The organism is Bradyrhizobium sp. LTSP885 (assembly GCF_000938305.1).
Lineage (GTDB): Bacteria > Pseudomonadota > Alphaproteobacteria > Rhizobiales > Xanthobacteraceae > Bradyrhizobium.
Map to the genome: position 1 here is coordinate 104,993 of NZ_JYMT01000019.1, position 11,155 is coordinate 116,147.

Annotated in this window: 9 protein-coding genes; 3 read left to right on the plus strand and 6 right to left on the minus strand. The window is 63.4% G+C overall.

The window, feature by feature from the left end; genetic code table 11:
- Positions 1-62: 62 nt before the first annotated feature.
- A complete protein-coding gene (locus UP09_RS13125; protein WP_044538605.1) occupies positions 63-464 on the minus strand; it encodes a hypothetical protein in 402 nt (133 codons plus the stop codon).
- A gap of 142 nt (positions 465-606) precedes the next feature.
- On the opposite strand from UP09_RS13125, the gene UP09_RS13130 reads away from it, so the two are divergent.
- Positions 607-1,248 carry a trimeric intracellular cation channel family protein gene (locus UP09_RS13130; RefSeq protein ID WP_044538606.1) on the plus strand — a complete coding sequence of 214 codons (642 nt, stop codon included), beginning with the start codon at positions 607-609 and terminating at the stop codon, positions 1,246-1,248.
- Positions 1,249-1,252: 4 nt separating this feature from the next.
- On the opposite strand, the gene UP09_RS13135 is transcribed toward UP09_RS13130, so the two are convergent.
- Entirely contained in the window at positions 1,253-2,458 is a 1,206-nt protein-coding gene (locus UP09_RS13135; RefSeq protein ID WP_044538607.1) for a cytochrome c, read from the minus strand.
- A 254-nt stretch (positions 2,459-2,712) separates the two neighbouring features.
- Between UP09_RS13135 and UP09_RS13140 the strand changes: the two genes are divergently transcribed.
- The gene (locus UP09_RS13140; protein ID WP_044538608.1) at positions 2,713-6,207 is read left to right on the plus strand and encodes an indolepyruvate ferredoxin oxidoreductase family protein; all 3,495 of its coding nucleotides are present in this window, start codon (positions 2,713-2,715) and stop codon (positions 6,205-6,207) included.
- Positions 6,208-6,267: 60 nt separating this feature from the next.
- Here UP09_RS13140 and UP09_RS13145 read toward each other — a convergent pair whose 3' ends face one another.
- From UP09_RS13145 to UP09_RS13160, 4 genes are read right to left on the minus strand one after another with little or no spacing between them, the layout of a single operon-like run.
- The gene (locus UP09_RS13145) at positions 6,268-7,083 is read right to left on the minus strand and encodes a heavy metal-binding domain-containing protein (protein ID WP_044538609.1); all 816 of its coding nucleotides are present in this window, start codon (positions 7,081-7,083) and stop codon (positions 6,268-6,270) included.
- A 1-nt stretch (position 7,084) separates the two neighbouring features.
- Positions 7,085-8,008 carry a heavy metal-binding domain-containing protein gene (locus UP09_RS13150; RefSeq protein ID WP_044538610.1) on the minus strand — a complete coding sequence of 308 codons (924 nt, stop codon included), beginning with the start codon at positions 8,006-8,008 and terminating at the stop codon, positions 7,085-7,087.
- Between the two features lies 1 nt (position 8,009).
- Positions 8,010-8,393, minus strand: a complete 384-nt coding sequence (locus UP09_RS13155; RefSeq protein ID WP_044538611.1) for a hypothetical protein — start codon at positions 8,391-8,393, stop codon at positions 8,010-8,012.
- Positions 8,390-9,634, minus strand: a complete 1,245-nt coding sequence (locus UP09_RS13160) for a toxic anion resistance protein (protein WP_197082663.1) — start codon at positions 9,632-9,634, stop codon at positions 8,390-8,392. Before UP09_RS13160 ends, UP09_RS13155 begins: the two co-directional genes overlap by 4 nt.
- 278 nt (positions 9,635-9,912) lie before the next feature.
- Between UP09_RS13160 and UP09_RS13165 the strand changes: the two genes are divergently transcribed.
- Positions 9,913-11,016, plus strand: coding sequence for an IS4 family transposase (locus tag UP09_RS13165; protein WP_044535962.1), 1,104 nt, complete (start codon positions 9,913-9,915; stop codon positions 11,014-11,016).
- Positions 11,017-11,155 lie beyond the last annotated feature (139 nt).

The window sequence follows — 11,155 nt, forward strand, 5'->3', positions numbered from 1 at the left end:
GCAAAAAGGCAGCGGGCCGATTGGCCCGCCGCCTGCGTGGTTTTCGCCTATCAGCCGCTTGCTTACTTGGCGTCTGCCGGTGGGGTCGCGGGCTGTGCCGGCGCCGCACCCGTCGTCATCCCGGGCTGACTGTTTGTCATGCCGGGCTGACCATTTGTCCTCGGCGTCACGTCGCGCATGCCGGGAGGCGCCCCGGCGGGATTGACCGGCTGGGTCTGTGCGGTCTGCGTCGACGGCGTCGTGCCGGCCTGGTTCACCGACGTATTGTTCAGCCCATAGAACAGCGCGCCCACCACCACGGCTACCGCAACTGCGAACATCGCGATCTTGGTGCTGCTGCCCGGACCGTCCGCGAGTTCCGGGTCCGGCTGCAGTTCGTTGTCCAGGCTGTTGAAGCGCGCCTGCCGGCGGATCTCGTCATCGGTCAGGTTGGCGCGATACGGATCGTTGGGTTCGTAGGTCATTATCGTTCCTCCGTGAGCACCCCAAAGCTAAACGCAGGAGACAATGGCTGGCGCGGGAGGATGTTCCGCGCCAATGTTGCAACCCGTTCATGATGGAACTGCCGATTCCCGGTTCCAAACCCTCTCCCATGGGGCCTTTCCGATGTGGACCATGCCACCCGTCGATTCGGTGCTGCACGTGCTCTCGTTCATCGCAGTCGCGGCGCAGGCCATGACGGCGGCGCTCGCCGCGGGCCGGCGCAGGATGGACTGGGCCGGCGTCTGCATGCTCGGGGCCATCACCGCGCTCGGCGGCGGCACCATCCGTGACGTGCTGCTCGGGCACTATCCGCTGCTCTGGGTCGCACAACCGGTCTATCTCGCGATCGCGGGGGCTGCGGCCTTCGCCACCATCCTGCTGGCGCGGCTGGTGCATCGGCTCAATCTCGCATTCCTGGTGCTCGACGCAATCGGGCTCGTCGTGTTCACCATGGCGGGTTGCGACGTCGCCTGGCAGGTCGATGCCTCGCTGGCGATCGTGATCGTCTCCGGCATGATCACCGGCTGCGCCGGCGGCGTGCTGCGCGATATCCTCTGCAACGACGTGCCGCTGTTGTTTCGCAGCGAGCTCTACGCCAGCGTCTCCGTCGTCACCGGACTGTTCTATGCGACCGCCTTCGGCCTGCAGTTGAACGAGCACCTCTGGACCGCGCTGACCTTCGTGCTTGGACTTTCGCTGCGGCTGCTGGCGATCCGCTATAAATGGGAAATGCCGAAATTCGTGTTCAGCGGCGAGGAGCGGTGACCGGCTATTTTGTCTGGCGCGCCTTCGCTACCTGATCCGCGGTCACCGCGGGGGCCGCATTGCCCCAGGAATTGCGGATATAGGTCGCAACATCGGCGATCTCCTGGTCGGTGAGCTTCGGATAGGACGGCATCGAGCCGGCGTTCGGCGCCCGTGGCGTGGTCACGGTCTGCGCACCGTCGAGGATGATGCGCAGCGTGCTTGCGGGATTGGCCGATTGCAGATTGGCATTGCCGGGCAACGGCGGATAGATCCGTGGTGCGCCTGAACCGTCGAGCTCGTGGCAGGCGACGCAGGCGCCGCGATAGATACGCTCTCCATCGCTCATCTGGGCCGGCGAGGGCGGGGTGACGTCCGGCTCAGGTGTGCCGGCCGGCAGCGCCTTCAGGTAGACTGCGATCGCGCGCACATCGGCGTCGCTCATCTGCGAGGTCGAGTTGACGACGACCTCCGACATCAGCGGGCCGGCATGGCTGCGCCCGTTGCGGCCGCTCTGCAGATATTCGACGACGTCGTCGACGCTCCAGGATTTCAGCCCGCTGCGTTCCACGCCATCGAGCCGTGGCGCGAACATTCCCTGAACCACACTGCCGCCGAATGCCCGGTCGCGCTTGTCGGCGCCAAAGGCGTTCTTCGGCGTATGGCAGGCGCCGCAATGCGCGACGCCTTCGACCAGATAGCCACCCCGATTCCATTCGGCAGTCTTGCTCTGGTCCGGCTGGAAGATGCCGGGCACAAAGAACAGGTAGTCCCAGGCCCGCATCAGCACGCGGTAGTTCAGCGGCCAGCGCAGCTCCGGCGGCGGCGCCTTGTTGCTGACCGGTGCAAGGGTCGCGAGATAGGCCCGGATCGCCAGGATGTCGTCGCGGATCAGCCTTGTGAAATTGGGGTAGGGGAAGGCGGGGTAATAGTGGGTGCCATTGGGCGAGACGCCGGTGCGCAGGGCGCGGAGGAAATCGTCGTCGCTCCAGCCGCCGATGCCGGTATTGCGGTCGGGGGTCAAGTTCGGCGAAAACACCGTACCGAACGGCGTGTCGATCCGTTTTGCCCCGGCAAAGGGTTTTGCGGGATCGGCGGTGTGGCAGCTCGCGCAGTCGCCGGCGATCGTCAGCGCCTTGCCACGGGCGATCACCTCATCGGACGGCTCGGCCATGCAGTCGCCTGATACGAACGCACCGCACAACAGCAGGGCCGCCAGAATCGCCCGCATTGCCTGAAGCCGTCGCCGCATTTGTCCACCTCCGGTCCACACGACGCGTTACGCCGTTTCGCCGCGGGCCTGTTCTGCGACAGAAACCGAAACGGCGCTCCGATATTCCCGGCACTAAGTTGCGATTTTCGAACGCCGGGCGTCATGGCCCAGAATTGTGGTGCGTGCGCTGGAGCATCCGACATAGACTGGTTCTAACAAGCTCGGATGACTAGCTAAAACACAGTCGTCGCGACCAGGAAAAAGAGGGCTAAATGGGTATCAACCAAGGGCCTATCAGCCTCGACCAGAAATACACCCAAGGCACCGGCCATGTCTTCCTGACCGGCATCCAGGCGCTGGTCCGCCTGCCGATGGCGCAGATCAGACGCGACCGCGCCGCAGGCCTCAACACCGCAGGCTTTATCTCCGGCTATCGCGGTTCCCCGCTTGGCGGCTACGACCAGCAGCTGTTCGCCGCCCGCAAGCATCTCGAGCAATACAACATCAAATTCCAGCCCGGCGTGAACGAGGACCTGGCTGCGACCGCGATCTGGGGCTCGCAACAGCTCGGGCTGTCGCCAGGCGCCAAATATGATGGCGCGGTCGGCATCTGGTACGGCAAGGGCCCCGGCGTCGACCGCTGCGGCGACGTATTCCGCCACGGCAACGCGGCCGGATCGGCCAAAAACGGCGGCGTGCTTTGTCTGGCCGGCGACGACCACGGTGCAAAATCCTCCACCGTCCCGCATCAGTCCGACCACGCCTTCATCTCCGCGCTGATGCCCTACCTCTACCCCTCCAGCATCCACGAAATGATCGAAATGGGTCTCTTGGGTATCGCGATGTCGCGCTACTCGGGCTGCTGGGTCGGCATGAAGGTGATTACCGAGACGGTCGAGACCACGGCCGAGATCGACCTCACCGACGAGATGACGCCGTTCATCATTCCTCCCGATTTTGAAATGCCGCCAGGCGGGCTGAACATCCGCTGGCCCGACGACCGCTTCGAGCAGGACCGCCGATTGCAGGACTACAAAGGTTTTGCCGCGATCGCCTTTGCCCGCGCCAACAAGGTCAACCGTATCACCATGGATTCGCCGAACGCGCGCTATGGCATCATGGCCTCGGGCAAGAGCTACGAGGACATCCGCCAGGCGCTGCGCGAGCTCGGCATCACGCCTGACATCGCCGCCAAGATCGGCATCCGCCTTTACAAGATCGGCATGCCCTGGCCGCTGGAGCCGGAAGGCGTCCGCAACTTCGCCGTTGGTCTCGAGGAAATCTTCATCGTCGAGGAACGCCGCGAGATCGTCGAGAACCAGGTCAAGCAGGAGCTGTTCAACTGGCGCGACGACGTGCGCCCGCGCATCGTCGGCAAGATGGACGATCACGACAAGCGTTTCCTCACCTTCGCAGCCGAACTCAGCGTCGCCTCATTGGCAAGCTCGCTGACCGAACGATTGCTTCGACTTAATCTCAACCCTGAAATCGCCGAGATGCTGCGCGCCAAGGCCGACTGGTTCAACGGCCGCCAGTCGACGCAGATGCAGGCGGTCGCTCCCGTCAGCCGCACGCCGTATTTCTGCTCGGGCTGCCCGCATAACACCTCGACCAAGGTGCCGGAAGGCAGCCGCGCGCTCGGCGGCATTGGTTGCCATTTCATGGCGCTATGGATGAACCGCTCGACCGAGACCTTCACCCATATGGGCGGCGAGGGTGTGCCGTGGGTCGGCATCGCGCCCTTCACCAACGAGAACCACATCTTCGCCAATCTCGGCGATGGCACCTATTTCCACTCCGGCATTCTGGCGATCCGCCAGGCGATCGCCTCCAAGGCCAACATCACCTACAAGATCCTCTACAACGACGCGGTCGCGATGACTGGCGGCCAGCACCATGACGGCGACCTGTCGCCGCAAAAGATCACCTTCCAGCTCCACGCCGAAGGCATCCGCGAGATCTACCTGGTTTCGGAAACGCCCGATGCCTATCCGTCTGACACCATCGCGCCCGGCGTAAAACTGTTCCATCGCGATGAACTCGAAAACGTCCAGAAGATGTGCCGCGACACCAAGGGCACGTCGGCGATCGTGTTCGTGCAGACCTGCGCGGCCGAGAAGCGCCGCCGCCGCAAGCGCGGCCTGATGGAGGATCCGGCGCGCCGCGTGCTGATCAACCCTGCCGTGTGCGAAGGCTGTGGCGATTGCTCGGTGCAGTCGAACTGCATCTCGGTCGAGCCGCTGGAGACCGAATTGGGGCGCAAGCGCGCCATCAACCAGTCGACCTGCAACAAGGACTATTCCTGCGTGAAGGGTTTCTGCCCGTCCTTCGTCACCGTCGACGGCGGCAAGCTCAAACGACGTGCGCCCGCCGAACTTGGCGATGTCGGCGCCTTGCCGGAGCCGGTCTCGAAGCCCGCGCTCGACCGGCCCTATAACATTGCGGTCGGCGGCGTCGGCGGCACCGGCGTGCTGACGATCGGCGCGCTGCTCGGCATGGCCGCCCATATCGAGGGCAAGGCCAGCATGATCCTGGACATGTCCGGTTTGGCGCAGAAGGGCGGCGCGGTGCTGAGCCATGTCCGGCTCTCCGAACACACCGCCGACGTCACCTGCTCGCGTATCGTGACCGGCACCGCCGATCTCGTGCTCGCGGCCGACGAGGTCGTTGCGGTGTCGAAGGACACCATCTCGCTGTGCGACTCGAGCCGCACCGTTGGCGTCATCAACAGCCACATCATCCCGACCGCGGACTTCATCCTCAATCGCGATTTCAATTTCCAGAGCCGCAAGGTCAACAATGTGCTGGAGACCGAGCTGCGCAAGGACTCCGCCTTCTTCGACTTCACCAAGCCGGCCGAGGCACTGCTCGGTGACAGCATTGCCACCAACATCATGATGATGGGTTTTGCCTATCAGCGCGGTTTCTTGCCGCTGTCGGCGGAATCGATCCAGCAGGCGATCGAGGTCAACGGCGTCTCGATCAAGATGAATACCCAGGCGTTCCAGCTTGGGCGCCTGGCGGCTGCTGATCCGGCGCGCCTCGCCTCAATGATGAAGGGGCAGGATGACGACGTCGCCCCGGTGAAGTCGCTGGATGCGATGTCGCTCGACGAGATCATCACCCATCGCATGACCTTGCTAACCGACTACCAGAACAGCCGGCTGGCAAAGCGCTATCGCAAGCTGGTCGATCAGGTCCGCGAGACCGCGACCAAGGGCGGCTATGGCGAGGCGTTGCCACGCGCGGTCGCGATCAACTACGCCAAGCTGCTCGCCTACAAGGACGAGTACGAGGTGGCGCGCCTGTTCACCGACGGCCGTTTCGAGAAGCAGTTGCGCGACCAGTTCGAAGGCGATTTCAAGTTCAACTTCAACCTCGCGCCGCCGCTCCTCGGCGGCGGCCTTGACGCGCAGGGCCGGCCGAAGAAGCGCGAGTTTGGCGCCTGGATGATGTCAGCCTTCAGGGTGCTGGCCAAATTCCGCGTCCTGCGCGGCACGCCACTCGACGTCTTCGGCTACAATTCCGACCGCAAGCTCGAGCGCGATCTGATCGCGGGCTACGAGAAGGACGTCGCGACCGTGCTCGGCCTGCTGTCACCGCTCAACCACGACATCGCGGTCGAATTGTTGTCGCTGCCCGATCGCATCAGGGGCTACGGCCCGGTGAAGGAAAACGCGGTCAAGGAGGCCAAGGTTCGTTACGCGCAGCTCGCCGCTGACCTCGCCAACCCGCCGCCGGCTCCGCGGCAATTGGCGGCGGAGTAGGGGCCGATAGCTCATAGCATTGCCGGCCCGCCGATTGTGGGCGCGGCCGGCGGCTGGCCCTCAATCGTTCACGGACAGCACCATCACCGGATTGGGTATCTTCTCCGGTGCGATCTCCTCAGCGAGCGGCAGCACGGCTGTTCCGATCGCAAAGAACTCGATCACATGGGTCTGCCAGCCATGGCTGCCCTCGTGAATGTCGACGCCGACGACCCCTTCGGCCTTCGCCGCCTCGGCTTCGTACTGCATCCGGTCGATGGCGATCTCCCGCGCTTCGTACATCGCGGAGGTATAGTTTTCGAGCTCGACGTTCTGGCCGACGCTGGCGAGGCCAGCGAGGATGCCGCGATGCGCCACGTGATAGACGCAGCTTCCCATCACCATCTCGACCGGCCGATATCCCGAATGCAGCAGTGACCAGAAATCCTGCCCCGACAGGTCTGACGTGAACGGGCCGCCATCATGTGCGCGGAATCCGGTATGCCCCTCGCCATGGACCACGCCGGTGCCGATGGCGATGAATTCGAGTAGATGCTCGTCCCATTCCAGCCGCTTGATCGTCAGCTTCACGCCGACGATGCCATCCGCCCCCATTGCGGTCGCTTCCGCCCGCATCCGGCTCATCGCCAGCTCGCGCGCGTGATACATCGCCTTGGAGAGCACATCGAGTTCCTGGTTCTTGCTCCAGCTGCGGTACTGAATTCCAACGTGATACACGCAGGTTCCGACACAGAGACCGATCGGTTCGAACCCGGCCTTGCGCACCAGCAGAAATTCATTGACCGAAAAATCGGAGGTGAACACGCCGGTCGCATGCGCTGAACTGCGCAGGCCCTTCAGGCGGTCTTTGGCGTGCGCCGGCATCTCATCGGTCATGTCAAATCGCTCCCTCGGATTCATTGGACGCATAGGATTGGTGATGCTGCGCGGTTCCGACCAGCGGCGACCGGCCGGCGTGCATATCGACCACCATTCTCACCTCGTGCGGAATTGTGGTGCCACGCTTGGCATCGACTGTTGTCGCCACCACGATATGGCGCGCCAGATATTGCTTCTGCTTGTTCTGGCCTTCGCGTTCAAACATCTCGCTGAAGTTGAGATGCGCCAGCACGCCATTGCCCTGCGCGCGCGCATTGGTGCGCAGATTCTGGTGCGCCCGCTGGCGGACGTGTTCCCACAATTGGCTCAACCGTTCGGACTCGATATTGCCCATCCACGTCAAATTCGTGTTGTTGAGCCAGTCATTCATCCACTCGTAATAGGCGCCGATGGCAATGCCGGTCGGCACCACGTCGGCTTCCAGCAGCTTGACGAATTCGAGGGCAGGGACCGTCGCGATGATCGGCTCACGGCTGGGCGGCAGCCCCTCGACGTGGACCGCAGTGCCAACCAGCGTGAAGTCCATGCTGTTCTCGACGTCCAACGGGATCGTACGCATCTTGACGTCGAGGACGGCGTTCGCACCGGCCGCCAATGCTTCTTCCCGCATTCGGCTCAATGCCATATTCCAGCCTTCGGAATGTCCGTTGGTCCATGACCATCCATAGTGCAGCCAGCAGGTCGCCGAGATGGCCGCGATTGGCTTCAGCCCATGCGATCGTGCAATCAGCAGCTCGGCCGGCCGCAGCGTTGCCGTCCAGGGCCGACGCCCGCTGCGCGCACCCTCCAGCCGGTCCTTGATCGCCGCCGGCACCCCGCCGTTACGAAGAGACTCCTCAATGTCGGCGATGCGTTCGTCATGGGCCGCGCGTCGGGCGACGGTGTCGGCATCCGGTCCGCTGAAGATGTCGAAAATGCCCATATCAACTCACCATAAAGTCGCTGAGTGACCCACTGAGCGCTCGCGCATAGTCGCTGGCTTTTTTGGTTTCTTCTGCAAGCCGCGCGAACCACTCAGCCGGGTCAATGCTTTTGGTGTTGAGGACGACACCATGCACCACCATGGCGATACTGGCTTTCAGCCTGCCGCTGTCGATTTCAAGATTGTATCGCTTCTCGCCCAGTTCGACCGAGACGCCCTTGGTCTTCACGCTGCGCGAAAACAGACCGCGGCTTTCGTGGACCGTCACCAGTTCCGGCAGGGCCTCCTTGAGTCGAAGCGCGAACGCCCTGAGATTGCTTTCGGCGTCCGACTTGAAGCGGCGCAGCCACGCCGCGTGCATGTCGAAATCGAGTTTCTCGGTCACCGCTGCACCGCCGCCGCGTTCACGCCCTGCATGCCCTGCACCAGGCGGTCGCGGATCGCGGTCAGCTTCGCCTCGCGCTCGCGGTCGCCAGAGGCAACCTCGCGTTCGATCTCGATGACTTCATGCATCGTCTTGATCGCTTCGTCCGCGACCTGCGCCAGCACGTCGATGTTGCGCTGATCGCCGCCGAGGCTGCGCGCCGCGCTGGTCGCCGCGTCGTGCGCGCCTTTCGACGCCAGGATCGTGATCTGCCGCGCGGCTTCGTCGAGTTTTTCGGATTCCTGGGCGGCTCTGGCGATGTCGACCTGGACCACCGCCTGGCTTGCAACCGCCATCAGGCGCGGGATCACCACCAGCATGCCGTTGGATATTTTCATGATCCGGGTTTCGGCGGCCTTCTTGTTCTGGCCGATGATCGGGATCAGCATCGCCGACGCCACCAGATTTTCGCGCATCTCGGCGATCTTGCCGCGAAAGTTCGCGACCGCCGACCGAAACTCCATCACGTCAGCGGCGTCGGCGGCGTCGCCGGTCCCGACCGCGTTTTGCCGCAGCGCCTCGAGGTCTGTCTGACCACGGTCAAGCGCGAGCTGGCCGCCTGCGATTTCGATCTTCAGGTCATTTAGGCTCTGCCGTATCGCCATCGCCTGCTGGTCGAGCAGTTGGACCGACACGGTCAAATCGGCCTTGGTCTTGCGCGCCTTGGCCTGCTCGGAATCCATCAGGTCGAGAAACTGCTTGCGGTTCTCCATAAACCCCTTGAACGCGGTGTGGGCATCGGCAGCGACGCCGAGCAGCCTGCCGATCAATCCCTTGCGCGCGACCGGCCGATCGCCCCTCGCTTCGGCCTGCAGGTCCTGGATCCGCAGGATATTCACGCCATCGATCACGCTGGCTGCGATACGCCCGACTTCGCCGGCATCCTCGAGCCGGACCCCCGTCAACAATTGCCGCGAGGTCTGGGCGATGGCGGCAAGCGCCCCATCGCCATGCGCCAACAGCGTCGTGGTGTTACGGAAATCCACCTTCGCGGCCGACGTCTGTGCGGCTGCCAGATCCGCAGCGCTCAGATTGGCAATCTCGACCAGCCGCTCAGGGGCCGGTTCCAGCGTCAGTCGCGGGTCCGTGGTCGTCAAGGGCTGTGCTTCGGCACGGAGTGCCGGCAGATGTGCCGGGGCAGGCTCAAGATTGTCAAAGACGGAAAGATCGAGCGGTGGTGCGGTCGGCTTATTGTCGGGCATTTTCAGCTCCACCGAACGCTCCATGTCTCCCGGTCGGTCGGGTGAACGGAGCAGCTTCTGCCGCCACAACATAAACGTGTTGCCGACGGGCGTATAGCGCTCGAGTATGCCGATTCCGACGGAACGGCCAACATGCTTGCCTATGCGTTAGTGCCATCCAGGCGGTTCGCGTTCAAAAGGCGGTGTGTCGGGATGTCGCCACGATGTCGTCCCGGCGAAAGCCCATAGGCGCTAAAATAGGATTTGCGCGTTGGATTTACGTGTGATTCCAAGAAGAGATGAGAAACGAATCGCTTGTGAACGAAGACTGGGCGCGTGTTGTTTCGCGGCTGGGCGGAGCTGAGGCTCTGGAGGCTGGCGCGCGGGAGACGAAGGCGTTTGTTCGCCCGCGCGAGATCAGCAATGCAGTCGATCTGCTGCGGCTGATCCTTGCGTATTGCCTGGGCACGAGAGGTCTGCGGTTGACGGCGGCATGGGCGACTTCGGTGGGCCTTGTCGATATCTCCAACGTGGCTCTGTTATACCGGCTGCGTCAGTCCGGGGATTGGCTTGCACAGCTGATAGGCCGGGCACTTGCGAGCGGTGCGCCGAAGGCAAGCCGCGGTCGACTGATCCGCATCGTTGACGCCACGACGGTCCCAAAAGCTGGAACCGGCGGCAGGCAGAAGAATGCGGTGTGGCGCATCCACAGTGCGTTCGATCTTCCGCAAGAACGTTTTGGTCACTTCGAGCTGACCGACGAACGCGCGGGCGAGACGCTGGACCGGATCCCGCTGATTGCCGGCGAGATCCGTCTTGCCGACCGCGCCTATCTGCAGCCGGAGCGCATGGCGTATCTGGTCGAGGCCGGTGCGGACTTCGTGATCCGCTCGGGCTGGAAGAGCGCTTGTTGGCTGGATCGCAAAGGCAATCTGATCGATCTCGTCGCCGAACTGCGCAAGGCCGCGGCACGCGGCATCATCGACCGGCCGATCTGGGTAAAACGCAAGTCTGGTGGAGCACCGCTTGCTGTGCGTTTGGTTGCCGTCAAGAAACCTGCAGATGCGGCTCAGGCTGCACGGCGCAAGGCACGCAGGACGGCTCAGAAGGGAGGCCATCGTCTCTCCAGGCAAACGCTTGATGCTGCGGATTGGGTGATCCTGGTGACCTCGCTCAAGCCCGAGGACTTCACAACCGCTGATCTGCTTGCCCTTTACCGGCTGCGATGGCGGATCGAACTCGGCTTCAAGCGGCTGAAGAGCCTGATTGGCTTGAAAGGACCTCCAGGAACTGACGAGCGGTCTGCCAGACCCCATATCCTCGCTCACCTGCTGATCATTCTTCTGCTCGAGCCGCTTGTCGACGAACTCGAGGACTCTCCCCGCTTGGCCGAAGCCGCCTAACCAGACCTGCAGCATGGCGCCTGCTCCGTCAGCTCATCGCCTCCCTGCTCCAAGCCATCATTCCCCAGCCCACAATCGCGCGTCTGCGCAGAGCCAGCCTCGCTCTCCAACGACATCTGCGCGAGCCTCCCAGACGTAA